We start from the raw sequence: 25,712 nt of genomic DNA on the forward strand, positions 1-25,712 counted from the left end.
TCGAATCCGGCAAATCCTTGGTGGTTCGATGAGTCGATATCCTTAATCGGAGTTGTCCGGGATGTCTTTCAGCGCCTGTCCTGAAATTGGCATCGCCAAATACTCATGCTCTGCGCGATGTTGCAACGGCGCTGGTCGCCAGAGGGGTCAATCCACGTGCCCATCGGAAGTTGAGGCCCAATGCCAGGCGTCTAGATACGCAATCGGCGTTAAAAGTGCGGGGCAAAGTTGAGCATCGTGGTGGTCGTGGATCTCGATAGTCCAGTCGGGCCTAAAACCTCGTGCTTCGGCTGGCAGCGTTGGGGGCTAGAGGGAGCGTCTGTCCTACGTTATTCCTGGCCAGTCATGTCTGTGTCCTGAATCGCTGATCAGTCATCAGGCAAGTGCAACTGCACTACGGCCAAATCCGCTTCTTCGAGCAGTGCATGCGCGACATCTTCGTCGGTGTGCAGTACCCGGCCACCCGCTGAGGTACGCCCGATCAATCCGGCACAGGACGCAAACGCGTAGAACGCCCCGGCTGGACTGACTCATTCAAGGCCTGGGGTGTCGTTCAGCAGCGCCACCATCAAATCGCGACGACTCTGGAATGCTACCCGGCTTTCACGGATGAAACCCTTGGGACCTTCAAGTGCCGCGAGCGCGGCCTGTTGCGACGCAGCGATGGCGCCAGAGGTTTGCTGACCTTGCAGTTTTTCCATGGCGTCCAGCAACCAGCGCGGCCCTGTGGCGAAACCGATTCGCCAGCCGGTCATGGCATAGGCCTTGGACACCCAGTTCGTGGTCAGGGTGCGCGGTGCCAGTCGTGGTTCAACCTGGGGCAGGGTATGGAACGCTTGATCATCAAAAATCAGATGCTCGTAGATGTCATCGGTCAGAATCAGCACGTGAGGGTGAGCCAACAACATCTCGGCCAGGGCGTGCAGTTCTTCCTGGCTGTACACCGCGCAGGTCGGGTTGGACGGCGCCCATTGCTGCTGGGAAGCCTGGTGCTGTAAGGGCTGGGGACGCTGGGCTGTCCCACTGAACCTGGACTGGGGCATGCGACGGGAGATGATGAGTCAAAGCTATACGACCAGACTGAATGAACTGTGGACGGTGTCTTGCGAGTAGTCGGTCACTTCAAAAAACGGTCTTATTTTTCAGATAGGGCCTGATCAACAATGGCATGAATCGCTTTTTCCACTTTTGGGTCACCCATCATTGTCTCTGTTACCTTCTGCGCAATGTGCTTGAATTCGCCATGCTCAAGAATCCCATCCCCAAACTCCCAGCAAAGAATCTCCTGAACTGTGACGACAGGCGCAGCGTCACGAAAGCCTTCTGCGTGTTGATTCAAACTATTCAGGCGGCTGTGCAGGCGGGTGCGCAGCGTCTCCATGTTTTTGCCGGACTTTTGGTTTTTGCTGGGAGACGCTGGGTTGCTTGCGCTCGATGTCACTCGCTCTTTGGGTTTGGCCAAAGCAGCCAGGACGTGGGAGAGGCGAGTGGGATCGATCTTGCTCATTGTTACGGAGTCTCGAGATTGTCACGGTAGGCGCCAAGAAATACGCTGGGCTTGGTGATGGTATCGTCTTTTGCGGGAACGGCTGTATTCGTCAGACTGGCCAGCACGCGAGTCATGTCGGCCTTCAAGGCAGGATTCACGCATTCGGCCAGGCCACGTGACAGCTTATCAATGGCGCCCTCAGGCTGTTCATTGAGCAAGTCCAGGTAGGCGGTGGCAAACCATTTGAGGCCAGGGTCTTGTGCATGGCTCTGCAGTTGGTCGAACGCAGCGCGAGCCTCTTCGACTTTTTGCAGTTGCAGGTTCAAGAGGCCCAGTTGGAAGCGAGCGATATCCATGCGCGGATCCAGCTCTAATGCTTGGGTCATACCTGCATGGGCACGATCCATTAATCCAAGTTCGGCGTGTTCGGCTGCCAGGAAGTAGCGAACGGCCGCATTGTCCGGCTGTTGTTCCAATGCGGTATTGAGATAGTTCAGGGCGGCGTGGTGATTACCGTCCTGGCTGGCGTGAATTGCCAAGTGCAGGTATTCAGTTGCATCCAGCATAGTGTGGGTCTCCTGGGGCTATGACTTCAATGTTGGCCAGGGATGGGAGGCGCGGTACCTTGCTGGTGAAGCTGTAGCCATTGATTGACCAGCATGCGCCCGGTGATGTTGGTGCCCGGACGATTGTTCTCCAAAAGCCCGCTGATCAGGCGCTGAGCTTCCTCGGCTCGACCGGCCTGTTGCAGTAGTAGTGCTTGTGCGTAATGAGCGGCCAAGCTGTCTGGCTTGAGCATGAGCGCTCGACGGATACCCTTGCGAGCCAGGTCTGAATGCCCCTCCATGATATCGATAACCGCCAACCCACCATGGGTATCTCCAAAACTGCGGTCCAACGCGTAGGATTTATACAGCGCAGCACGTGCTTGAGCGCTGTCTTTGCGCAAGATGTAAATCCAGGCCAACAGATGCCAGGTCCCGATATGGTTGGGCATCCATTGGACGGCCGTCTTCAGATGATTTTCTGCCAATTCGAATTCGAGTTCGCTGAACTCTAACAGGCCCAGTCCCGACCACGCTCGACCGCAGTCCGGATAGACCTTGAGGGTGTGATGCCACGCTTCGCGGGCGGCAGCTACGTTGTGCTGTTCAAACTGAACCGAAGCGCATGCAATCAGTGCATCCCTCTGGTCCGGGTCAATGGCCAGGGTGTCATGCGCCGTGCTCAACGCCTGAGGAAGGTTGTCGTTTTCATAGCGTAAAAGTGCCAGCAGGCCGCGAATGTCGAGGTTGTCGGGTTCGAGCTGTTGAGCACGAATAACCAGGGCTTCTGCTTCTTCAGTCTGCTCCAGTTGGTGCAAGGCACGAGCGTGCGTCAGCAGCGTTGCGGCGGGGCAATCGTCGTGCTGGGTCAGATGCGTCAGTAGGGTGCTCGCAGCTTCGAAATCAGCGCTATAGAAGTGAGCGAGCGCGGTGTTGTACATCACTGCGGGATCGCTTATTCCCGCCGTTATGGCCTTATCTCCAAAGGCGCCTGCTGCCGAATAGTCGCCTGCCTGGAGTAATAGGTGGGCGCCATGGGCGAAGACTCTCGGGTCTTCGATACGGTAGTTGTTCACATGCTCGATCAACTTTCGCCCCGAAACCTGGTCGCCCAACGCGATGGTCAGGCCCATGGCATCGATGAGCAAGGTCAGGTTGCCTGGGTCATGTCCCAGAAACGTCAATAGACGTACCAAGCGTTGTTGCTCGGCGAGTGCGCTGTCTGTGCTCATCAATCAATTTTTCCCTGGAGCATACGTGGCATTGCCCGGGATTATTGCCTCAGCGTTTACTCAATGTCATGGGTTAAAAGGCGATTTTTGATTGAAACAAAAATAATTCCATTAGCCCTAAACATTTCTCGAAATCGACGCATAAGTACCGACAGAGGGGCTGATTTACCGCGTTCGCGGACAGCCAAATTGTCTTGGAACCGCCACGTCGGTTCAGTTGGGTCGGGGAGTCAGGGAAATGGTAGCGATCGTTGCCGGCAATGGATTGGGTCTGTTCAATACCTCGCTCAACTCGCTGGGCGGCGGTTCGCAGGGTCAGGGCAGCCTCGGTCAGTCGAGTGGACAGGCACTGGTCAATATCAGCAACGGTAATCTGGTCCTGCGATTTACCGATGAGCAATTATCCGGCCTTGGCCAGGATCTGCTGCATACCCGAACCTACAACACTCGAGGTGATTTCAGCGACGGAGATGGCGATGGCTGGCGGTGGGATGCCGAGCGCAGCGTGACGTTGGTGGGTGCGTTGAACACGGCCGGCAGTCAAATGGTCCGCGTCACCGGCGATGGCCACAAAACGCTCTATCGCTGGGACGGGACGCGCTATCAGTCGAGCGAGGGTGATGGTGCGCATGACACCCTCACGTGGGACGACCCAGCAGGGCAAGTGGTATGGACCGATGGTTCACGGCGCACCACTGAACGTTACAACTGGAACGGCCAGCTGGTATCCACCACCGATGCAAATGGTACCCGCATCAGTTACAGCTATGACCCCCTGGGACGTTTGAACAACGTCAAGGACAGCTCCGGTCAGGAGCTGGTGCTCAACTATAACGCCGCCGGCAAGCTGGAGCGCCTGGACACGCGGCGTTCGGCCGGTGAGGCGCTGACGCGCCAGGTGTATTACACCTATGACGGCCTGGGCCGCCTGACCAGTGTCAGCACCGACCTGAGCCCGCAAGACAACAGCATCGCCGATGGCAATGTCTATACCACGTCGTATACGTACTTTGAGTCGAGTTTCTACATTGCTGGTATCACACAGAGCGATGGAACCACTGTTAACTTCGGCTATGAACAAGTGGGTTCTGATTACCGCGTCAGCATCGTCAGTGACGCTTCCGGCATTACACGTTTCAGCTATGACACGGCCAATCGTCGCACCGATGTGCTCAACGGGCTGGGGCAGCAGTGGAGCTATTACTACGACTCTGAGGACCAACTGATCGAGGTACGCACGCCGGCCATCAATGGCCAGCGTCTGTCCACGCGCTACAGCTACGACGCCGACGGCAATGTCACCCAAGTCGTCGATGGGCGTGGCAACTCGGTGAGCTATGGCTACGACGCCAATGGCAACCGGATCCTGGAGCGCGACAGCGCAGGCAACACCCTCACGCGCAGCTACAGCGCCGACAACCAACTGCTCAACGAGGTGCGCTATCGCGTGCCGGCCACCTGGAATGGCAGCGGCTGGACCGAACCGCCAGCGAGCAGCGCCCAGGTCACGCGTTACGCCTATGACAGCAGCAACCGCCTGCGCTTTACCGTGGATGGCGCGGGCCAGGTGGTGGAGTATCGCTATAACGCCAATGGTCTGCGTACGCAGGAAATCAGCTACGCGGATGCGTCGTTCGTGCTGTCGGGGCTGGCGCCCACCGATGGGCTTTCCGAGTCTGCGTTGAACACCTGGGCGGCGGCACGCGATAAAACCCGTTCGACGCTGACTGAGCTCAGTTACGACTATCGTGGCAACCTCAGCCGCCGCGCAGTATATGCCGCTGTCGCCGCCAACGGCGCAGGCCTGCTCGACGGTGCCGCGAACGTGACCGAGTTCATTTACAGCGAACACGGCCAATTGCTGCAGACGCTGGCGGTGCGTGGGACGGATCGAAACGCCAAGGCGCTGCTCACCTCCCTGGTTTATGACGGCATGGGCCGTTTGCTCAGCCAGACCGATGCAGCCGGTACGCGTACCACGGTGTATAACGGCCTCAATCGCACGGTCACCACCACCAACAGTGCAGGGCTAACCGTCAGCCAGTCCTACGACACCCTGGGCCGGTTGATCACCCAAAGCGAAACCGCCGCCGATGCGACGCCGCGTTCGACGCTGTATGTGTACGACGCAGCAGGCCGGCAAACCATGGTCCAGGACGCCACGGGCGTACGGTCCTATGTGCTGTACGACGAAGCCGGACGGGTTAGCGCACAGATCAACGGTCTGGGTGCCGTCACAGAGTTTGTCTACAACGAAGCCGGGCAGCGGGTTCAGGAAAAACGCTACGCTACTTTGATCGACACCACCGGCGGGTACGACGGTACGTACGTCTTTGTGACCCTGGTGGCGCAGGTGCGGCCTCCGGCCCATGGTGATGATCGCGTCACCACGTTCACCTATGACTCCGCCGGGCGTTTGAGTACGACCACCGCGCCGTCGGGGTTGGTGACAACCCTGAGCTACGACGGCCTTGGCCAGTTGGTGAAGCAGCAGCGCGCGGATCGCATCACGCGGTTTTTCTATGATGCCGGCGGGCGCCAGACCGGGCAGTTGGATGCCGAAGGCTACCTGCGGGAGAACCGCTATGACGCCGCTGGCCGGCTGGTTCAGACCGTTCGTTACGCCACCGCTACCGCTGCCGCCAGCCGCGACACCGGCACGCTCGACCAACTAAGGCCGGGTGACGGCGGCGGTCTGTCGAGCTGGTATTTCTATGATGCGGCCGGCCGGCAGATTGGCAGCCTCGATGAACAGCAGTTCGTCACCGAAACAGTCTTCGACGAAGCCGCCAATACCCAGCAAACCGTCCGTTATGCGGCCGCCTATACCGCGACGGTCACCGGCAACACCGGGTTTTCCACGCTCAAGGCCGCCGTGTCCGGCAGCGCGCGGCAAACCACTACCACCGCGTTTGACGGCCAGGGGCGCGTGGCCCAGCGCACGGCCACCGACGGCACGGTAACGGCCTACGAGTATGACGCCGCCGGACGGCTGGTGCGCGAAACCCAGGCGCAAGGTACACCCGAAGCGCGCAGCACGCTCACGCGCTATGACGCCTTCGGGCAAACCCTTGGCAAGCTGCTGGGCGAGGCGTCTGGCCGTATCACCGTCGGCATGACCGATGCCCAAGTGGCTGCGGTTTACGCGCAATACGGCCTGACCTATCGCTATGACGCTGCCGGCCGGGTGGCCAGCGCCAGTGATGCATTGGGCAACCGCACGCTGTCCTATTACGACGCGGCGGGGCGCCTGACCCACGTGATCAACGCTTTGGGCGAAGTCAGTGAAACCCGCTACACCGCCTTCGGCGATGCCAGCGAACGCTCGACCCTCACCAACCGGCTCAGTGCGGCCACCACTGCGTCACTGTCGGGAGGCTTGTTGACGCTGCAAGTGAATGCACTGGTGCAGGCCATTCGCGATGCCAACAACGATAACCGCAGCTTTTACGCCTACACCACCTCCGGTTTGCTGGCAGGCAGCATCGATGCGCTGGGCAATGCCGTCGGTTATGGCTATAACCTGTTTGGCGAACAGACTGGCAGCCTGCGCATCAGCGCCAGCGGCGCGACGATCGTTGAAAACCGCTCTTACAACAAGCGCGGTGAACTGATCTGGCGCGCAGAAGATGTCGACGGCTTATCGCGCGGCACCGGCAGCGTCTACGACGCCTTTGGGCACGTCATCCACCGCATGGATGCGCGAGGGCAGATCAGCAGCACCGACTACCTCGACAATGGCCGTGTGATCGTTGAACGCGACCCCCTCGGCCAGACCCAGGGCCGTGAATATGACGCCTTTGGGCGAGTGCTGCGCGAGCAGGACGCGCGCGGGCTGATCACCACTTACAGCTACAACGACAGCACCCGCACACTGGTGGTGACCACGCCGGACGGCCTGGCCATGACCACCGTGCGCAATCGTCACGGCCAAACCCTGACCGTCACCGACAGCCAAGGCATCACCCAGGCCTTCAGCTACGACAAAAACGGCCAACAGCTCACCAGTACCGACGGCCTCGGTCGTACCACCAGCAGTGCTTACGATGGTGTCGGGCATTTGTTGAGCGTGACGGATGCGGCGGGCCGGGTGACGTCCTACGGCTACGACGCGGCGAACCGCATGATCAGCCGCACCGATGCCGCTGGGGTGGCGACGCAGTATGTGTTTGATGGCCAGGGGCGCAAAGTGCGCATGACCGAGGCCGGTCAACGCGTCACCGACTATGCCTACGACCGCAAGGGGCAGTTGCTGACGGTGGTGCAAGACCCCAACGGCCTCAAACTGACCACCACCTATACCTATGACGGCTTTGGTCGGCAGGTCCAGGTGGCACGCGGCACCACTGCCAATCCGTACCAGCAAGTCATCCTGTATGTGTTCGATAACCTCGGTCGCCGCACGGCCGAGCGCATCGATCCCAACGGCTACAACCTCACCACGCAATACCTTTACAACGCCAATGACCAAGTCACGCGCAAGCTGGATGCCGGTGGCAACAGCACCTGGTATGTGTATGACAGCGCCGGGCATTTGACAGACACCGTGGATGCCCTTGGCGGCGTCACCCGCAACACTTATGACCCCGATGGCAGGCTGGCCAGCACCACCCGCTTCGCTACCGCGCTGAGCCCTGCCACCTTGGCCGCCTTGGGCAACGCGCCGGCCAGTATTCCAATCGGCGCCAGTGCCAAGGACCAGGTCACCAGCTATCTCTATGATCAGATGGGCCGGGTGCGGGTGACTATCGACGCACTCAACCAGGTCACCGAAACCCTGTATGACCAACAGGGGCGTGTCACCGAAAGCCGCCTTTACGACAAGGCCATGCCCGCTGGTACACCCCGCACCTTTGACGGCGTGACGGCGGCGCTGACCAACCTGGGGGCGCTGGCGTATGCGACACGCTCGGTCTACGACGCCGCCGGGCAACTGAGCAGCGTGACCGATGTGACCGGCAAGACCGAGTCCTACACCTACGATGCCGTGGGCAATCGCGCCACCTTGACCAACAAGAACGGCGCGGTATGGAACTATCGCTACGACAGCGTAAACCGTCTGGTCGAGGAAATAACCCCGGCCGTTGCGGTGTCGAGCATCGATATCAACGGAGTGGTCAGCACCCGCTCGGTACTGCAAGTCACGCGTATCACCTATGACGCGTTGAGTAATGTCACCAGTCGCACCCTAGGGCGCTTGCGCGGTGCATTGGCGGCCGACCCGGCGGCGGATGACCTGAGCCAGGCCAGGACCACCGGATATGCCTACGACGCGGTCGGCCACCAGGTGCAGGTCACCGCGCCGGGCTGGTACAACAAAGTCACCGGAGCCTATCAGCAAGCCTGGGACGGCACCGGCAATACACTGCAGGTCACCACGGACGTGACCTACGATGCCTTGGGCAATGCCGTGCGCAATCGCGTACGGGTCAACAACACCGGCGCGCCGGGCACTGACTTTGTGGACAGCTACAAGGTCTACGACAGCCTCGGGCGGCTGACCCATGACGTTGATCCACTCAAGGGCGTGATGGCCTACACCTACGATGCCCAAGGCAATCGCCTGACCACTAAACGCTATGCCAACGCCCTGGCAGCCGCGGAGCCGGCGGTCGGGTTTTACACGGCCAGCGACCTCACCAGCGCCACCTTGACAGCCAGCCCCGCACAAGACCGCACGCTGACCACCACCTACGACGCCTTGGGGCGCAAAACAGCGGTGCAGCAGGATGCGGTAGGCATTTACACCTTCACCGGCAACAGTGCCACGTCGAGCCTGATCACCGCATCGCCCACCACGCTGTACAGCTACAACGCCCTGGGCCAATTGGTGCGTGAAACCCTGATCGCGCGCAACGCCAACGGCGTGACCGTACAGATCGGCGCCAGCAATGTGTACTACTACGACCAGGCCGGCCAACGCATCGGCAGCATCGATGGTCAAGGCAACTACACCCGCCTGGAATACAACATCCTGGGCAAGGTCAGCCGGCAGGTCGAGTACGCCAACGGCCTGAGCGGCTGGGAAGACAGCAATCCGCCAAGCCCGCCGCCGGCCAGCGCCAACGACCGCAGCACACGTTTTGAATACGACGCCATGGGCCGCTTGAACCAAGTGACCCAGGAAGGCGTGCGGTACTGGCAGCAGATCATCAATGGCCAGTCCGGCGCGGCGTCGGCCGTGGCGGTGGTGGGCAACCTGATGGTCAGCCAGATGCACTACGACGGCGTGGGCAACGTACGTGCAGTGGTGGACGCGGCAGGCAACGTCACTTCCACGGAATACAACGCCCTGGGGCAAACCGTGCGGCTGGTCGAACCCGCCCGCGCCACGGCGAAAAACGGCGCAGTGGACCCTTTTGCGGCCGGGATCGTCTATGCGTCACCCACCACCACCTACGCCCTCAATGCGTTCGGCCAGGTCGTGAGCGAAACCGAAAGTGCCGGTGTGGATTCGACGGGCAACCAGCAAGCCGGTGCCACCCGTGTCACCCGCACACGCTTTGACGCGGCGGGTTACGAGGTGCAAAACATCGATGCCAGCGGCTCGGCGCAGTCCTACAAGGTCGACGCGGCGGGCCGGCGCGTGGAAGAAAGCCGCCAGATCAACATCACACTCAGTGGCTGGACGGTGGGCGGCGCGGCCGTCACGCGCATCCAGACCATTCGACGTGGCTACACCTACGATGCGCTGGGCCAGCAACTGTCCACCACCGACTGGTACACCGCCGCCGACAACACCCAGAAAACCACCAACAACTCAGCGGTGTACAACCGTTTTGGCGAGGTTACCAGCCAGTTGTTGAATGGCTACCTGCAAGCGGCCTATTACTACGACCAGGCCGGGCGCGTGACCCAGCAGCAAAATGCCCAGGGCATCACCCAAGTCGACTACGACCTCAATGCCAAGGCCAGCCGCAGCAACCAACTCGGCGACGTCAATACCGCCGCCGATGATCGCATCACCTACACCCGCTACGACGTGCTCGGGCGAGCACTGGAGCAGCATCTGCCGGCGTTTGAAGCCAACATCAACGCCGACACCCTCAACAACATCAACCTCACACTGGCCACGCCGATCATCCGCCAGAGCTACGACCGCTGGGGCAACCTGCTGACCCGCACCGACGCGCGCGGCTACGTCACCACCTACACCTACGATCACAACAACAAGCAACTGACGGAAACCTTGCCGGTCACCGACATCCTGCGTGAAAACGGCACCAGCTACCGCGCCAGTCTGATCCATGAAAAGCGCTACGACGTGCAGGGGCTGTTGATCCAGGAGGTGGACTTGGTGGGGCCTTATGCCGGTGTGCCTGCCAGCACCGTCTTGCGCACACGCCAGCATCAGTACAACCAAGTCGGCGAGTTGCTGCGCGATTTCGACGCACTGGGGTACATGCGCACCTACCTGATGGACGTACACGGCAACCGTGTGGCCACCCAGGATGCACTGGGCGTGGTGCTGGTGGACGGTTATGACGCGATGAATCGTCAGGTCAGCCATGGGGTTGTGCGCAATGGCGCCGCCGTGACGTTGTTGACAAATCAGTATGACCAGGCGGGGCGGTTGGTCGGGGAGATCAGTGGGAGCAGTGCGGTTGAAGAGACATTGGTCAGTACTGCAAACACAAACGGGTCCAGTACTGTTTCAGGTGTGGCTGGTAATGTGCGTTACACCCTTTTCGACGAACGAGGGAATATTGTAAGGACGCGGAGCGAGTCTAGGGTAGAGAAAATAACTGAATATAATGAATTTGGTCGAAAAGTTAAGGATGCTGATGGGTTAGGTAACTATCTTAGTTGGACTTTTGATGAGGGGGTTTATGGTCGACTCGTAGGGCATAAAGATCTTAAGGGGCGAGTGTTTACGTATACCTATACAAGTTTTGGTCAGGTGGCATCCGAAACCAGTACTGGGGTAGGGTACTGGGAAGATGTGCCGGACTATGAAATAGCTCCCGATAAACTCACATACAGTTATTATGCAAATGGTTTGGTTAAAGGGGCGGAGTATAAGTTTTATTGGAGTAGTGAGTTTGGGGCGGACGGGCGTGTAACGTCTTACCATTATGATTTGTCCTCAGCAAAGGTTAGGGAAGTAAATAGTAATTGGATAGACGTCCCGCTTTGGGGGGCATTTAAAGCTGTAGGGACTTCAGATAATCGCTTTTCGTTTGATGAGGCCTCGCGCTTGAAGAGTGCGACCAATCCGGGCGGGGATAACTCTGCACGCATTGATGTACTTTCTTATAGTTACGACGAATTGGGGAATCGGCGTCGCGCATACATGGATACGACGGCCGCTGGTAATGCAAGAAGTATTATTGATAAGTGGTACAAGTATGACTTGGAAGGTAGGGTGACCATTGACAATGGCATGCTGGCAGAGGGTGCCATAATAGCAGGGAAGCAAGGCGCTAAGGCAAAGGGGCAAGCTATCACCTATGACGTCAATGGCCGCAGATATACTTCAGAAGTATGGGATAGAACCTCTGGGCAAACGGATATATATCAGCGCGTTGAGTATGGTTATAATGACCTGGGGCAGGTGCTGGGCCTCGGAACTCGGGAGTTGGTTCGTGCGTTAGGTGGTGGTAGTACAGCACCTGTTCAGGCGGCAGGTATTGCCGTGCTGAAGTTTGCGAATACCTACAATTTTCTAGGGCAGCAAGATTCGCAGACTAATTATTCGGGCGGGGTGGCAACGGGGGGGAACGCATACAGTTATCGGGGTGATGGCCAGCTTATAAGTCAGACCTCATATGTTGTAAGTGGGGGTAATCAACGCCTGTCTCAAGCCAGTTATTTTGGCGAGAGCGGGATGTTTGACTCAGTTGGGAATCAAGTTGCGTATAGAACTGTTGTTTATAATAGTGATGGTTTTACGGTGGGCTTTCAAAACTCATACAGTAAGCGATATGCGTTGTTCGATAGCTATAAAGAGGGTGGTACAACAGTTGTATCGACGCAAGCTAGTCAACCCGGAAAAACGTCTCTGATATATTCTGGTAGAGGAGATCTTCTTTTTATTTTTACGCAAGCAGGCGAGGTGCGAGGATTCGCCACAAATGCGGAAGGTCAGATTATTGCTTGGAAAGATGGGAATGGGGCGTATCAGAACTATATTTACTCTCAAGGTGGGGCTGTCGCGAATGTGGGGAGTGCCAGTGTTCCTGAAATTACAGATACCCTGAAACCAATCTCACCTGACTATCCTGCCAGGACGTCGAGTAGTTACATTATTAGTCAAGGTGACACGCTCAAAAGTATTGCCCAGTTGGTGTGGGGCGATTCGGCTATGTGGTACCTCATTGCAGATGCCAATGCGATTGATCCTGGCAGTAATCTTGTTCCGGGTACCACGTTGCGCATCCCTAATATAGTTGGAAGTACTCACAATGACGCCACTACCTTTAAACCTTATAGCGCCGATGAAATTATAGGCGATACAACACCTACTCCGCTGCCTCCCCCCCCGCCACCCAAACCGAAGAAAAAGAAAAGCAGCGGTCTTGCCACTGTCGTCATGGTGGTAGTGGCAGTGGTTGCCACGGTTCTGACTGCCGGAGCGGCCGCCCCAGTGGCCGCTGCTGTTGCAAGCTCAACCGCTGTCGGCAGTCTCGCGTTGACGGGAGCAGCAGTACTGTCGGGCGCAGCCGGATGGGCTGGTTTAGGGGCTGCGGTACTGGGTGGTGTCGTTGGAAGCGCGGCATCACAGTTGGCTGGCAGGGCCATGGGAGTCGTGGATGATTTTTCGTGGAAGCAAGTAGCGCTCGGCGGGCTGACAGCAGGAATTAGTTCTGGTTTTGGCACCTTGGCGCAGGCTGGCACTCTGGGCTCATGGGCAAGCACTGCGGCAGAAGCCATGAAGTCTGGAGGTACCTACGGCACCGGCTACGCGGCACTGGGAACTTTCAACTATGCCAACAGCCAGATCGCCAGCCGGGTGGTGGGGCTGGATAACTCGTTCAGTTGGCGCAATGTTGCGGCGTCTGCGGTCGGAGCTGCCGTTGCCGGGTACGTCGGTGGTAACGGCCCGGGAGTAGTGAGTTCAACGGTGCGTGGGCAAGTCAGTGCTTATGCTTCAGCGGTTTTGAAAGATAAGTGGTTTGGAGGTGCTCAACCTGATTTCGGGCAAGTGGCAGCCGACGCGTTTGGGAATACGCTAGGTGACTATATGTTGCACCAAATTCAACGCAGCACGGACTCAATTGAACAACTTACAGCCTCTCTAGCGGACAACCAATTCCAGAGGATACTTGATAGTGGGCAGTATCCTGATACGTTAACCAGTGACGATCTGAAATATTTGTCTAGGAGAGCTCGTGCAAACGGGGGGGTTCTTGAAAGCGGTTTATATGAATCTGTTTTTGGTGAAAAATCAGGCATTCGCCCATGGTTTTCAGCTTCGGTTAATAGCGATACAGACCTTTTAAGTACTAATGATCAATTGAAGGACTCTGGTTTCCTCCCCTTGGATTTGGCAAATGCTGCAGGCGCTAGCGTTTACAATATTGGGGCTAAGGGCTTAAACGCATTGTGGGCTGGGGCAAACGTCACACCGATTGCTTGGGCGGCGATCAGTAATCGAAGTTTCGAACAAGCCAGTACCGATCTGATGGTGCTCGGTGCACAGTTTGGACCTATGGGCGCTATGGGTGGGCGCATGTTAACGCCCGCAGCGATTACAATGGTTGACAAGGTCGACGCTTTACTGCCACGTGCGCTGCAAATCGACAGAGTCGTCTTAGGTGATTTGGACGTCCCCATTTCATCGCCGGTCATGGGTGCCACAGAGCTTTCCGTTTCAGGAGCAAAGGCCGCGAGTGCCAGGTTTTTATATATGGGGGCGACTCCGGATAAATATTCCCGAACAGGTCGAGAGGTAGTGGAACGCATGCGGGCGGACGGCTTGATCGTAGGTGAAGGGCCTCTCTTACGCGGAAACCCTAACAATTTACAACTGGTACTGGAGGGGGGCCAGCTGGTTCGGATAGACTCCAAAGTAGATATGGCGCATGTTGTTGATGCCGTCTCCTGGTGGAACAGCACAGGTAGAAGTTATGGAGCCAAAGCGCCAGAGGTTCGAAAGTTTATGCTCGATTCGAAAAATTATGTGCTGCAGCCGAGCTCTCAGAACCGTTCTGAAGGTGCTTTATTACGCCAAATGTACCTACCACCTAACACCCCAGAATTCACACTGCTTAGAAGGTAATCGTTATGAGTACGAGTCTGGAGCTTGATGCAGATTTACACGAAAAAATAAAAGACTATTCACGTGTTGGTGATGCATTGGCTGAAGAAGAAAAATATGAGGAGGCAGTAGCTCAGTACAATAACGCCTGGCAGTTAATTCCCGAACCCAAAAATGACTGGGAGGCCTCTACCTGGATTTTGGCCGCGATAGCCGATGCATGTTTTTTATCTGGTTACAAAGGTTCTGCGCGTGATGCATTGGAGTATGCAATGACTTGTCCCGGAGGCGTCGGTAACCCATTTTTGCACCTGCGGCTTGGGCAGGTTTATCTCGATGAAGGACAAGAGGATCGCGCAGCGGACGAGCTGATGCGCGCTTACATGGGGGCGGGACCAGAGATTTTCGCGAATGAAAGCTCGCACTACCTGAGCTTTTTGAAAACGCGTGCCATACTCTGATACAGAGTAATGATCAGCGACGACTCAGCATTAGCTCAGGTGCGGTTTTGCACGTGGCCTGAGCAAAGCTTGAAGCGAACACGAGTGCATCTGTAACGCCCGTCGGAGTCAAGCTGGCGTCCTCGTCCATCAAAGACTCACCTGTTCTTTTTAAATATTGTTGATTTTTATTCTTCGCCCCCCTTGTCGTCCCATTTCTGATCTGGCTATTATCTACCGATAAATAATGGCCAATCGCCACGGATCTACGAGTGACACACTCGCTCCGGCCAAGCCAAACGCCTGCCTGGGGACATGGATGACACAGGACTTCATGCTGTACGCGCTCAAGGAAGCGCTGCTCACTGCAGCCATGGTTGCCGCGCCCTTGCTCTTGGCGATCCTGATCGTTGGCCTGTTGGTCAGCATTCTTCAGGTGGCCACGCAGATCCAGGAAATGACCCTCACCTTTATTCCTAAACTGATCATCACCGTGGTGATGCTGTTGGTGCTGGGCAGTTGGATGCTGACGATGCTCAAGCAGTTCGCGCTCAGTGCCCTTACTCAAGCCGCTGGTTTCTAGCTGTGTTGACGCCGTACCTGGCCAGCCTGTTCCTCATCTCCATGAGGCTGGCGCCGTTGGTGGTTGTCGCCCCGATTATCTTTTTCTCACGCTTGCCCATGACGGTTCGGGTGCTGCTCGCATTGGTGTTGTCAGCCGTCCTGGCCATTTCCTTGAATGGGGTGGGCATGCCGCTTCTGAGCCTGTCGTCAGTGCTGGGTGAGTTGATGCTGGGCGCGTTGATGGCCTTTGCTTTTCACGCGGCCCATGCCGGGCTGGACATGGCCGGCAAGCTTATCGACACGCAGATCGGCTTGAACGCCGCCGGCGTCTTCGACCCGGGTACTTCGAACATGACCGGCCTGGTCGCCGAAGTGTTGGTGTGGACCCTGGGCATTCTGTTTGTGACCTTGAACCTGCATCACGACTTGCTGCGGGTGTTCAGCCTGATCCTGGTCGCGGTGCCACCGGGCAGTGTCTCGCTGTTGAATTTTTCCGGCCCGGTGATGGGCGTGCTCACCCAGCAATTTTTACTGGCGTTCATGATTGTGGTGCCCGTGATCCTTGGGTTGTGGTTGATCGACATGGCGTTTGCGCTGCTCTCACGTTCTATGCCGCAGGCGAATGTGTATTTCCTGTCGCTGCCGATCAAACTTGGCGTCGGCATTTTTATCCTGATCCTGACCTTGCCGATCATTGTTCAGCGCGTGCCGTTGTTGATCGAAAACGCCTTGCGCTTTGCGCTGTCACCCGCAGGTGCGCCATGAGCGATCAACAGGACAAGAGTGAAGAGGCCACGCCCTACAAACTCGAAGAGGCGCGCAAGAAAGGCCAGGTGCCGCGCAGCCCCGACCTGTTGTCGTTTGCCATGATCATCACCTTTCTGATGGTGTTCTCGGCCATCGCCGCGCCGCTTGCCGGCGTGATTGCGGCCCACACCCATTGGTGGCTGGGCAACGCCGGGCAGATGGGCACAAGCTTTGGTTACCTGGGCGAGCAGGGTGGCTACAGCGTGCGGCAAGTGCTGTACGCCTTTTTGCCACTGATCGGCGCGCTGTTGCTGGTGGCGGTGTTGACCAACCTGTTGTTCAGCGGGCCAGTGTTTTCGGCGTTTGCGATCAAACCCGACTTCAAGCGGCTTAACCCTATCCAGGGGCTCAAGCGCATTTTTTCGCGGCGTATGTTTGTAGAACTGCTCAAGGTGCTGGTCAAGGGCGGGCTGTTTGCGCTGGTGCTGTATTACCTGTTCCAGAGCCTGCTGCCGCGCCTGTTGAGTATGGCCAGCGTTTCACCGATGGAGCTGCCCCTGGCCGGCAAGCAATTGCTGATGCAGCTGGGCTTTACCGTGCTGTCGATCATGGCCGCCGCCGCGCTGTTTGATGTGTGGTATTCGCGGCGCGAGTTTGGCCGGCAAATGCGCATGAGCAAGCGTGAAACCAAGGATGAGCACAAGCGTCGCGAAGGCGACCCCGAGGTGCGTGCCAAGCGCAAAGGCATTCAGCAGGCGCTGCTGAAAAAGGCCTCTGCCCTGGGGCAGGTCCAGGACGCCGATGTGATCATCACCAACCCGACGCACTACGCCGTGGCCCTGCAGTACCGTCCGGCAAGCATGCTGGCGCCCAAGGTGTTGGCCATCGGGCGCGGCTTGCATGCCTGGCGCATCTGCCAGATGGCGCGCAAGCACCGGGTGCCGATTCTGCGCCGGCCGCCACTGGCGCGTACCCTGCACGCACTGGCGCGGGTTGACTCGGCGATTCCGGACAGCACGCAAACCGATGTGGCGCGGGTCTATCGTTGGGTGATTGCGCTGCCCGGCAACAAGGTGCTGAACCCATGAAGCCGTTCTTCACGCGCGCCTTGGCGGAAAGCAGCGACCTGTTGTTGGCCGTCGCCGTCATCGGCGTTTTGCTGGTGCTGTTCACGCCTATTCCAACCTGGTTGCTCGACCTGTTGCTGCTGACCAACTTTGCCGTCGCACTGTTGGTGTTGCTGGTGACCTTTGATATCGACAAGCCCTTGAGCTTCTCGACGTTCCCTTCGCTGCTGCTGATGACCACGTTGTTTCGCCTGGCGCTGAACATCTCCGCGACACGCCTGATTCTGGCGGACGGCGATGCCGGCCAGGTGATCGCCGCGATCGGCACGCATGTGGTGGGCGGCAATTATGTAATCGGTTTTGTGGTGTTCCTGATTCTGGTGGTGGTGCAATACGTGGTGGTCACCAGCGGTGCGCAACGGGTCGCGGAGGTGGCCGCGCGCTTTACCCTGGACTCGCTGCCGGGCAAGCAGATGAGCATTGATGCCGACCTGAACATGGGCATTATCGATCAGGACGAGGCCAAGCGCCGGCGCAGCCAATTGGAGCGCGAATCAAATTTTTACGGCGCCATGGACGGCGCCTCCAAATTCGTCAAAGGCGATGCGATTGCCGGGATTGTGATCATTGCGATCAACATCATCGGCGGCCTGTCGGTGGGCATTTTGCAAAAGGGCCAGAGCTGGGGCGATGCACTGCATCACTACACCTTGCTGACCGTGGGCGACGGTATCGTCACGCAGATCCCGTCGCTGATCATTGCGGTGGCCGCCGGCATCATCATTACCCGCGCGGCCACTGATGCGCGCCTGGGGCCGGAGCTGGGCCGGCAAGTCTCGGCTTACCCCAAGACGCTGGTGGTGGTGGCGCTCGTAACGTTGCTGCTGGCCATGCTGCCGGGCTTGCCCCTGGTGCCGTTGTTGATGCTGTTTCTGGCCTTTGCCGCCGCGGCCGCCTATTCGTTTCGCCAGTTGCAGCGCAAAGCCAAGGGCGAATCAGTGTCTGGTGACACGCCGGCCAAAGCCGAGACGGCCTCGGATGATATCTACGCATTGATGAACAATGACGCCTTTGAACTGCGCCTGAGCAATGACTTGGCCGCGCAGGTGTTGGCCGCCACCAGCACCTTGAGCCTGCGGATCGACAACCTGCGCAAACAGTTCGCCCGCGATTACGGTTTTGCCTTGCCGCAACTCAGTGTACACGCAGACAAAAAACTTTCAGCCGGCACTTATCAGGTGTGCGTCCAAGGCGCGGTGGTGGCCAACGGCGAGCTGGAGTTTGACAAGTTACTGGCCATCAACCCCGGCGGTGGGGCGGTGACGCTTGAAGGGCGTGAGACCAAAGAGCCGACCTATGGCCTCAAGGCGCTCTGGATCGATCAAGCCTTGCGCAACCCGGCGCGCATGGGCGGCTACACCCTGGTTGAGCCGGACACTGTGTTGCTCACCCACCTCTCCGAACTGGCCCGTCGTTACGCGCCGGACTTCCTGACCCGCGCGGAGACCGAACGGTTGGTCGAGAGCAAGCGTGCCGGGCTGGGCAGCCTGGTGGATGAGTTGATTCCCCAAGTGCTCAGTTACTCCGATATTCAGCGCGTGCTGCAGTTGCTCCTGCGCGAGCAAGTGCCGGTGCGCAACCTGGAAACCATCCTTGAGGTGCTGGTGGACGCCGGGCGCACGCAAAAAAACGCCGAAGACTTGGCCGAGCGCGTCCGTGAGCGACTGGGCGCTGCGTTGTACGAGCGGTTGGTGGATAAGAATGGCGAGCTCAATGTGCTCACGATCGCCCCGCAACTGGAAGGCTATATGCTTGCCGCCTCCCGCCCGCGTGAGGGCCAGCAGAGCGCATTGCTGCCGGCCCAGGAACTGGAGCGCTTTGTGACCACGGTAGCCCGCGAAGCCGAGCGCCAACTGAGCGACAACCAGCAGCCGGTGTTGCTGTGTGCCGCGCCATTACGACGCGTGTTGCGCGCCTTCATGTCACGGGCGGTGCCGCATATGGCGGTGCTGTCGGTAAATGAAGTCGGCCAGCATGCGCGTGTGACCTCGGCCGGAATGATTGATTTGCCTGGGTTCCCCAGCCTGGAGACGGCATGAGCGACATGATCATGCAACTGGCTGGAGTGATCCAGCGCGATATCGATACCTTGAAAGAGGTGTCGCAAAACGTCGCCAATGCCAATACCACCGGCTACAAGGCCGGGCGCGCGTTCAGCGTGCAGGCCTTGGAACAACCGGCCTCGGGTGTGGCCGTCGGGCTGGATGGCCTGCACACCCAAACCTCGATCAACACCGACGGTGGTGCGTTGCAGTACACCGGGCGGGTCACGGACCTGGCGTTGTCGGGCGACGCCTGGTTCGCCGTGCATACGCCGCAAGGCGCGGCGCTCACGCGTGACGGCCGTTTTCGCGTGGATAACCAGGGCTTGCTGGTGAGCAATGCGGGCTTCCCGGTGCTCGGCCAGGGCGGCCCCATCCAGGTGGGCGGCGGCGTGATCAAGGTGAGCAGCCAGGGTGAAGTGAGCGTGGATGACGCGCCGGTAGGGCAGCTCAACCTGGTGCATATTGCGCGCGCGGGTGATCTGGTTTCGCGTGGCGCCGGGCTCTATTCGGCAGACGGCGCCTGGCAACCGGCCACGCAGTATGTGGTGCACCAAGGCTCGCTGGAGCGTTCCAACGCGGCCATGGGCACCGATATGGTGAAGATGATGGAAGTGTCGCGACACGTCGAAACCCTGCAGCGCGCCTTGTCGGCCTACGACGGGTTGCTGAACAGCGGGATCAATCAATTGGGCAAGGACTGACCAGGGAGTGCGGGTGTGATTGATGCATTGAGTATTGCCAGTTCCGGCTTATCCGCGAACCAGGCCTGGATCGACAGCATTTCCAATAACGTGGCCAATATGCAGACCATCGGCTACAAGCGCAGCCAGGTCAATTTTCACGACCAGGTGCGTGATGTCGGCACGCGCGATGATGGCGGCGGCATGACCGAAAGGCTGCTTTCCGGTGCGGGCATCCAGGCGTCCGAGCCGACTCAGGTGTTCAGCCCAGGCACGGTGCGTGAGACCGGCAATGAGCTGGACCTGGCAATCCAGGGCGACGGCTTTTTTGAGGTTGAGTTGCCCACCGGCGAGTTGGCCTATAGCCGCGCCGGGCGCTTTCATTTGAACACCGACGGCCAGTTGGCGATGAGCACGGGCCAGGTGCTGACCGCCGATCTTCGCGTGCCGCCGGATGCGCGCAATCTGGTGATCAAACAGGATGGCTCAGTGCAGGCCAAGATCGTCGAGACCGGCGAAGTCATCACGGTCGGCCAGGTGCAACTAGCCAAGTTTGCCAGCGCCGAGGGCCTGAAAAAACTCAGTGATGGCCTGTACCGGCCGTCCCAGGACAGCGGTGAAGCGATCTATGCCGAACCCGGCCGGGATGGCCAGGGCGTGCTGTTGCAGGGGTATGTCGAGATGTCCAACGTCAACCTGATCGATGAGATGAGCAACCTGGTACTGGCCCAGCGCGCCTACCAAATGAACGCGCGCTTGCTGCAAGCTGGCGATCAGATCCTTGAAACCATCAATAACCTGCGCCGCTGATGAATATCAAGAGCGCTTGTGTCGGCCTGCTTGTCAGCGGCGTTTGTTGCGCCCAGGCGAGTGCGCTTGAGTGTGCCGCAGCGCCAACGCCCAGCCAGTTGGCCCGCACCATTGCCGAGCGCGTGCGCCCGGCCTTGGCCAACGATCAATTGGATATCCAGCTAACGCCCATCGGTGAACTGCCGGCCATGGCCTCACCCCAGGTGCGACTGTTGTCGACCCAATTGCGCAGCCGCGTGGCGGTTGAGCTTAAAGGCACGTTGTGTGGGCAGGCACACGCCAGCCAGGTCACGGTATGGTTCAAGGTTCAAGCCTGGGGCGAGGTGTGGGTGTATGGCCGCAATGGGCGCACAGACCAGGCGCTGGGCGATACCCAGCCACGTCGTGAGCGCCTGGACCTGGCCGCCGCGCAAGTCTCGCCGGACGATTTGGCCAGTCACCTGGAGGGTGCGTGGTTAGGGCAAAGGGTCAACGCGGGCATGCCGGTCCTTACCCGGCACTTGAAAGCCGAACCGCTGGTGCTGCGTGATGCCACCGTGACGGTGGTGGTCTTTGGCCCAGGCTTGATGCTACGTACCGAAGGCAAGGCGATGCGCCCCGGCGTAATGGGCGAACAGGTGCCGGTATTGGTCAACGGCGCGCAGTCGAGCCTGTTGGCGGTGGTGGCCGGTAAAGGGGAAGTGCATGTACAACGTTAAGGCGCTGTGGCTGGTTGCATTGCTGCCCCTGTGCGCCAGTGCGCAAAGCCTGATCAACCCCGATGGCTACCGCTCGCTCACCGGTGATCGGCGTGGCTACCACGTGGGCGATACCTTGACGATCCTGGTGGTGGAGTCCACCACCGCGCAAAGCGCTGCCGGCACCGGTGCCGACAGCAGCACTGATATTTCCGCGCGCCTGGGCTGGGACCGCGACAGCCATCAAGGCCGCCTCGGCCTGCAAGGTGATACCAGCGGCAAAGGCCAGACCAACCGCAGCGGGCAGATCCGCACCAATGTGTCGGTGCGCATCATTGACCAGTTGCCTGAAGGCTTGCTGCGCGTCAGCGGTGAGCAACTGGTGACCGTCAATGATGAGAAGCAGCAGGTGCGTATCAGCGGTTTGGTGCGCCCCGATGATATTGCCTACAACAACACCGTGCTGTCCTACCGCCTGGCCGATGCGCAAATCGACATCGTGGGCGATGGGGTTATCACCGATGCGCAAAAGCAAAATATCGTGTTCCGAACCCTCAAATGGCTGCGCATCCTATGAAGCGGTTGACGGTGGGATTAGTCGGCCTGTTGCTCAGCCTCTGGCTGCCAGGGGCATGGGCCGATGTACGCATCAAGGAGCTGACACGCATCCAGGGCGTGCGTGACTACGCCATGATCGGCTACGGGCTGGTGGTGGGCCTGGCTGGCACCGGGGACACCGACCGCAACCGGGCCACGCGCCAGTCGCTGGTCAATACCCTGAAAAACTTCAACGTGAACGTGGCGGACACCGACCTCAATGCCCGCAACACGGCGGCGGTGATGGTCACCGGCAACTTGCGCTCGTTCAGCGAGACGGGTGACAAGGTGGACGTCGAGGTTTCGTCCCTGGGCGATGCACGCAGCCTGTTGGGCGGCACCTTGCTGATGACACCGCTGTATGGCCCCGATGAAAAACTCTACGCCTTGGCCCAAGGCCCGATGTCGGTGGGTGGGTATGTGTTCGAAGCCAACCAGAACTCGGTGCAGAAAAACCATCCTACGGTCGGCCGCATTCCACGTGGCGCCAGCGTCGAGCGCTCGGCCTTCACCGAAAATGATGCCGCCGCACGCAACCTGGTGCTGGTGCTCAACGAGCCGGACTACACCACGGCGCAGCGCATTGCCGATGCGTTGACCCGTGAGCTGGGCTTGCCCGGCGTGCGCGTGGTGCATGCAGCAAAAGTTGAAGTGCCCTTGAGCAGCGCGGCAGGCTTGCCGCGGCTGATCTCGCGCATCGAAAACGTCTCCGTAGCGCCGGATTATTCCGCCCGCGTGGTGGTTAACGAGCGCACCGGCACGGTGGTGGCGGGCGCGCATGTGCGGTTGGGTGAGGTGAGCATTTCCCAAGGCTCGCTCAGTGTGGTGATCAGCACCAAGTACCAGGTGTCCCAGCCGTCCTGGATTAGGCGCACCGGCCCGAGCGTGGGCACGGTGGTGGTGCCGGATACCGAGCTGAATGTAAACGAGGAGCAGCATGGCCCGGTCAAGCTGGCAGAGGGCGCGACCGTGGGCGACCTGGTGCAGGCGCTCAATCAGGTGCGCCTGAGCACCCGTGAAGTGATCACCGTGTTGCAAGCCATCAAACAAGCCGGCGCCTTGCACGCCGAGCTGATTGTTCAATAAGGAGCGTTGATGTCTGCGGATATGAGTCTGGCGGTTGAGACCGTACGTTTTGCCATGAGCCTGGAGCATCTGCGGGCCAAGGTCGCAGCGCACAATATTGCCATGGCCAGCGTGCCCGGCGGCCAGGCCATGCGCGTCAACAGCCATGAGCCGCTGGCAGCGTTGCGCGGTGCCCAGGGTGACGCGCAACTGTTCGCGCAGTCGTTGCGCGCCCTGCAAGACAGTGAGCTGGCGCCTTATCTGCAGCACTACACGCCGATTACGCCGCTGTCACCTGACGCCGGGGTAGCCGAGTTGTCCGCTGCCAGCGGTCGCTACCAGGCGTTGGCCGATGGTGTTTCGCGCCAGTTCGGCTTGATGCAATTGGCGATCAAGGGAGGCCGCTGAGTATGCCGTTGGACAATATCAGTGAGGTGATTCGCGGCAGCATGGCCTACGAGCGCACACGGGTCGAGGTCGCCAGCTACAACCTGGCGATTGCCAATGTGGCACTCAGCCCAGGCCAGGATTCACCGCTGCTGCGCGTCGCGCCGCCCGGCAGTTTTGCCAGCCAGGTGGGTTTGCATGCGCCACGGGTGCAGGCTTATCAGGGCAACGAAACCCGTGTGGTACACGACCCAGGGCACCCCATGGCCGATCAGGACGGCATGGTCCATTACCCCAATATCGAAGCCGCCCGAGAGATGGCCACACTGGTTTCGGCAACCCGCGCCTACGAGGCGAATATCCGTTCCTACAACAGCTTGCGCGCCATGACGCTCAAAGCCTTCGAAATCGGGAAGTGACATGACCACAGCGATTACACCTATTGGGCTGAACTCACCGTTGTCGTCGGCAAATGCGCTGGCCTTTGAGACAAATAACGTGACGGGCACTGACTTTCTTGGCCAATTGAAATCCGGCGCCGTGCAACTCAACGAGCAGACCGACCAGGCCACCGCCTTGCTGTCCTCCTATGCCGTGGGAGAAAACGTGGCGCCCCATGACTTGGTGATGGCCATGGAACAGGCAAAGTTGTCACTGCAATTGGCGGTCGAGGTGCGTAATCGTCTGGTGGATGCCTACCAGGAATTGGCGCGGTTGCAGATTTAACCCATGGAAGACAAACCCGTGTCGAAGCTTTTCAGTGGTCGTTCCAGCGTATTTCTCGCTGGCGTGGTGGTGATCATCGCGCTGTTGGCCGTGTCTGCCTGGTGGGTGTTGCGGCCCAGCTATGTGGCGCTCTACAAGGACGCCAGCGAAGCTTCGCAAGCCGAGATCCTGGCGATTCTGAGCCAGCGCCAGGTGCCGTATCGCATCAACGCCAAGGAAGGCGTGATCGAGGTGGCCGCCGAAGAAGCCGCCACCGCGCGCATGTACCTTGCGCAGGCGGGCATACCGAGCCGCAGCAGCAGCGGGTTCGAGCTGTTCGACAAGGCCGACTATGGCATGTCGGAGTTCAGCCAGAAGATCAACTACCAACGGGCGATGGAAGGCGAGCTGGCGCGCTCGATCATGAGCATGTCGGAGGTCGAGTACGCCCGTGTGCATCTGACTTTCAAGAAAACCAGCCTGTACCAGCAAGCCGAAGAGCCGCCCAAGGCCTCGGTGATTGTGCGCCCACGGGCGCAAGGCGCCTTGAACCCCCAGCGCGTGCGCGGCATTCAACAAGTGGTGGCCTCGGCGGTGGAGGGCATGGCCGTGGAGCGCGTTGCCGTGCTCAATGAAGACGGCCTGGTGTTGAGCAGTTCAGACGGCGCAGCGGCGGCGCCCGAGCATCAGCAACTGACGGCGCAGGTCGAGCAGGCGCTCAAGCAAAAAGCCGAACAACTGCTGTTGCGCCCATTAGGCAGCAATGGCGCTGATGTATCGGTGCGGGTGCAGATGAATTTTGACCGGGTCAAGTCCATCAGCGAACAGCCGCTGGCGGACAAGCGCTCCATCCGCCGTGAAAAGACCACGGCGTCCACCGACAACTCGACGGGTGAGAGCAATTCCAAACGCGCGCAAAACAACCGTGAGGTGGACTACGAGGTGGGTAAGGAGCGCGCCGAAACCGAACACGCCGCCGGCAAGATCGAACGGATCACCGTCGGCATCGTGCTCAACACGCCGGCGGCCAATGCCCAGCTCAAGGAAATCCAGAACTTACTGGAGGCGGCCCTGGGGCTGGATATGGCGCGTGGTGATCGGTTGGTGATTGCCTATATACCGCCGCTGGCGGTGACGTCGGCGGCGAAAGTCGCCGCCACCTCCAGCACAATCCCGGCAGTGGTCTCTTCCGATCCGCAGGGCGCGCCAGAGGCTTCAATCCCCTGGATGCGCTGGGGTATTGCTGCCCTGGCCGCGGCGCTGTCGATCCTGTTGTTGCTGCTGTGGATGGGCACTCGCAAGCGCGAGGCCCGCACAGCCAATAGCCTGCCGCGCCTGTCTTCGATGGAGCGTGAACAATTGCTCGGCGACTTGCGTCGCTGGCTGGTGGAGGGGCGCTGAA

At 59.3% G+C, this 25,712-nt stretch carries 18 protein-coding genes and 2 pseudogenes; 16 read left to right on the forward strand and 4 right to left on the reverse strand.

Annotation, left to right across the window (positions count from 1 at the left end):
- Positions 1–392: 392 nt before the first annotated feature.
- Positions 393–968, reverse strand: a pseudogene (locus AACW30_RS08030) (aminotransferase class I/II-fold pyridoxal phosphate-dependent enzyme); the annotation flags it as partial.
- 34 nt (positions 969–1,002) lie between these two features.
- Here AACW30_RS08030 and AACW30_RS08035 point away from each other — a divergent pair.
- Positions 1,003–1,113 (forward strand): annotated as a pseudogene (locus AACW30_RS08035) (DUF4113 domain-containing protein); the annotation flags it as partial.
- A gap of 22 nt (positions 1,114–1,135) precedes the next feature.
- Here the strand turns inward: AACW30_RS08035 and AACW30_RS08040 are convergent.
- The 3 genes from AACW30_RS08040 to AACW30_RS08050 are packed head-to-tail and all read right to left on the reverse strand — an operon-like array spanning position 1,136 to position 3,266.
- Positions 1,136–1,507: a hypothetical protein gene (locus AACW30_RS08040; protein WP_200624680.1), complete on the reverse strand. Its 372-nt coding sequence runs from the start codon at positions 1,505–1,507 to the stop codon at positions 1,136–1,138.
- Between the two features lie 2 nt (positions 1,508–1,509).
- Positions 1,510–2,055, reverse strand: coding sequence for a tetratricopeptide repeat protein (locus tag AACW30_RS08045; protein ID WP_200624681.1), 546 nt, complete (start codon positions 2,053–2,055; stop codon positions 1,510–1,512).
- A 26-nt stretch (positions 2,056–2,081) separates the two neighbouring features.
- Positions 2,082–3,266, reverse strand: coding sequence for a tetratricopeptide repeat protein (locus tag AACW30_RS08050; protein ID WP_200624682.1), 1,185 nt, complete (start codon positions 3,264–3,266; stop codon positions 2,082–2,084).
- 238 nt (positions 3,267–3,504) lie between these two features.
- Here AACW30_RS08050 and AACW30_RS08055 point away from each other — a divergent pair, with 238 nt between their 5' ends.
- The 15 genes from AACW30_RS08055 to fliF all read left to right on the forward strand — a co-directional run bounded on the left by AACW30_RS08055 (position 3,505) and on the right by fliF (position 25,711).
- Positions 3,505–14,487 (forward strand): LysM peptidoglycan-binding domain-containing protein, encoded by a 10,983-nt coding sequence (locus AACW30_RS08055; protein ID WP_200624683.1) that lies wholly within the window; start codon positions 3,505–3,507, stop codon positions 14,485–14,487.
- A gap of 5 nt (positions 14,488–14,492) precedes the next feature.
- Positions 14,493–14,927 (forward strand): tetratricopeptide repeat protein, encoded by a 435-nt coding sequence (locus AACW30_RS08060; RefSeq protein WP_200624684.1) that lies wholly within the window; start codon positions 14,493–14,495, stop codon positions 14,925–14,927.
- Between the two features lie 298 nt (positions 14,928–15,225).
- A complete protein-coding gene (locus AACW30_RS08065; protein ID WP_200624685.1) occupies positions 15,226–15,489 on the forward strand; it encodes a flagellar biosynthetic protein FliQ in 264 nt (87 codons plus the stop codon).
- Between the two features lie 2 nt (positions 15,490–15,491).
- Positions 15,492–16,235: a flagellar biosynthetic protein FliR gene (locus AACW30_RS08070; RefSeq protein WP_200624686.1), complete on the forward strand. Its 744-nt coding sequence runs from the start codon at positions 15,492–15,494 to the stop codon at positions 16,233–16,235.
- A complete protein-coding gene (locus AACW30_RS08075) occupies positions 16,232–17,305 on the forward strand; it encodes an EscU/YscU/HrcU family type III secretion system export apparatus switch protein (RefSeq protein ID WP_200624687.1) in 1,074 nt (357 codons plus the stop codon). The genes AACW30_RS08070 and AACW30_RS08075 overlap by 4 nt, the downstream gene beginning before the upstream one ends.
- Positions 17,302–19,383 carry a flagellar biosynthesis protein FlhA gene (locus AACW30_RS08080; RefSeq protein ID WP_200624688.1) on the forward strand — a complete coding sequence of 694 codons (2,082 nt, stop codon included), beginning with the start codon at positions 17,302–17,304 and terminating at the stop codon, positions 19,381–19,383. Before AACW30_RS08075 ends, AACW30_RS08080 begins: the two co-directional genes overlap by 4 nt.
- The gene (locus AACW30_RS08085) at positions 19,380–20,090 is read left to right on the forward strand and encodes a flagellar hook-basal body protein (RefSeq protein WP_200624689.1); all 711 of its coding nucleotides are present in this window, start codon (positions 19,380–19,382) and stop codon (positions 20,088–20,090) included. Before AACW30_RS08080 ends, AACW30_RS08085 begins: the two co-directional genes overlap by 4 nt.
- 15 nt (positions 20,091–20,105) lie before the next feature.
- Positions 20,106–20,879: a flagellar hook-basal body protein gene (locus AACW30_RS08090; RefSeq protein ID WP_200624690.1), complete on the forward strand. Its 774-nt coding sequence runs from the start codon at positions 20,106–20,108 to the stop codon at positions 20,877–20,879.
- A complete protein-coding gene (gene flgA, locus AACW30_RS08095; protein WP_200624691.1) occupies positions 20,879–21,577 on the forward strand; it encodes a flagellar basal body P-ring formation chaperone FlgA in 699 nt (232 codons plus the stop codon). Before AACW30_RS08090 ends, flgA begins: the two co-directional genes overlap by 1 nt.
- Positions 21,564–22,133 (forward strand): flagellar basal body L-ring protein FlgH, encoded by a 570-nt coding sequence (locus AACW30_RS08100; protein ID WP_200624692.1) that lies wholly within the window; start codon positions 21,564–21,566, stop codon positions 22,131–22,133. Before flgA ends, AACW30_RS08100 begins: the two co-directional genes overlap by 14 nt.
- The gene (locus tag AACW30_RS08105) at positions 22,130–23,239 is read left to right on the forward strand and encodes a flagellar basal body P-ring protein FlgI (RefSeq protein WP_234452640.1); all 1,110 of its coding nucleotides are present in this window, start codon (positions 22,130–22,132) and stop codon (positions 23,237–23,239) included. Before AACW30_RS08100 ends, AACW30_RS08105 begins: the two co-directional genes overlap by 4 nt.
- A 9-nt stretch (positions 23,240–23,248) precedes the next feature.
- Entirely contained in the window at positions 23,249–23,626 is a 378-nt protein-coding gene (locus AACW30_RS08110) for a hypothetical protein (RefSeq protein ID WP_200624694.1), read from the forward strand.
- Between the two features lie 2 nt (positions 23,627–23,628).
- Positions 23,629–24,024, forward strand: coding sequence for a flagellar basal body rod protein FlgC (locus tag AACW30_RS08115; RefSeq protein WP_200624695.1), 396 nt, complete (start codon positions 23,629–23,631; stop codon positions 24,022–24,024).
- Between the two features lies 1 nt (position 24,025).
- Positions 24,026–24,331, forward strand: coding sequence for a flagellar hook-basal body complex protein FliE (fliE, locus tag AACW30_RS08120; protein ID WP_200624696.1), 306 nt, complete (start codon positions 24,026–24,028; stop codon positions 24,329–24,331).
- Positions 24,332–24,334: 3 nt separating this feature from the next.
- Positions 24,335–25,711 (forward strand): flagellar basal-body MS-ring/collar protein FliF, encoded by a 1,377-nt coding sequence (fliF, locus tag AACW30_RS08125; RefSeq protein WP_200624697.1) that lies wholly within the window; start codon positions 24,335–24,337, stop codon positions 25,709–25,711.
- Position 25,712: the final 1 nt, after the last annotated feature.

It is taken from the genome of Pseudomonas sp. MF6747 (assembly GCF_963890955.1).
In the GTDB taxonomy this organism is placed as follows: domain Bacteria; phylum Pseudomonadota; class Gammaproteobacteria; order Pseudomonadales; family Pseudomonadaceae; genus Aquipseudomonas.

Excerpts from the sequence above, each read along its gene's own strand:
- AACW30_RS08115 (WP_200624695.1), top strand. The coding sequence starts at position 23,629 with ATGCCGTTGGACAATATCAGTGAGGTGATTCGCGGCAGCATGGCCTAC.
- AACW30_RS08075 (WP_200624687.1), top strand. The coding sequence starts at position 16,232 with ATGAGCGATCAACAGGACAAGAGTGAAGAGGCCACGCCCTACAAACTC.
- fliE (WP_200624696.1), top strand. The coding sequence starts at position 24,026 with ATGACCACAGCGATTACACCTATTGGGCTGAACTCACCGTTGTCGTCG.
- AACW30_RS08055 (WP_200624683.1), top strand. The coding sequence starts at position 3,505 with ATGGTAGCGATCGTTGCCGGCAATGGATTGGGTCTGTTCAATACCTCG.
- AACW30_RS08060 (WP_200624684.1), top strand. The coding sequence starts at position 14,493 with ATGAGTACGAGTCTGGAGCTTGATGCAGATTTACACGAAAAAATAAAA.
- AACW30_RS08105 (WP_234452640.1), top strand. The coding sequence starts at position 22,130 with ATGAAGCGGTTGACGGTGGGATTAGTCGGCCTGTTGCTCAGCCTCTGG.
- AACW30_RS08080 (WP_200624688.1), top strand. The coding sequence starts at position 17,302 with ATGAAGCCGTTCTTCACGCGCGCCTTGGCGGAAAGCAGCGACCTGTTG.
- fliF (WP_200624697.1), top strand. The coding sequence starts at position 24,335 with ATGGAAGACAAACCCGTGTCGAAGCTTTTCAGTGGTCGTTCCAGCGTA.
- AACW30_RS08085 (WP_200624689.1), top strand. The coding sequence starts at position 19,380 with ATGAGCGACATGATCATGCAACTGGCTGGAGTGATCCAGCGCGATATC.
- AACW30_RS08045 (WP_200624681.1), bottom strand. The coding sequence starts at position 2,055 with ATGCTGGATGCAACTGAATACCTGCACTTGGCAATTCACGCCAGCCAG.
- AACW30_RS08100 (WP_200624692.1), top strand. The coding sequence starts at position 21,564 with ATGTACAACGTTAAGGCGCTGTGGCTGGTTGCATTGCTGCCCCTGTGC.
- AACW30_RS08110 (WP_200624694.1), top strand. The coding sequence starts at position 23,249 with ATGTCTGCGGATATGAGTCTGGCGGTTGAGACCGTACGTTTTGCCATG.
- AACW30_RS08065 (WP_200624685.1), top strand. The coding sequence starts at position 15,226 with ATGACACAGGACTTCATGCTGTACGCGCTCAAGGAAGCGCTGCTCACT.
- AACW30_RS08050 (WP_200624682.1), bottom strand. The coding sequence starts at position 3,266 with ATGAGCACAGACAGCGCACTCGCCGAGCAACAACGCTTGGTACGTCTA.
- flgA (WP_200624691.1), top strand. The coding sequence starts at position 20,879 with ATGAATATCAAGAGCGCTTGTGTCGGCCTGCTTGTCAGCGGCGTTTGT.
- AACW30_RS08040 (WP_200624680.1), bottom strand. The coding sequence starts at position 1,507 with ATGAGCAAGATCGATCCCACTCGCCTCTCCCACGTCCTGGCTGCTTTG.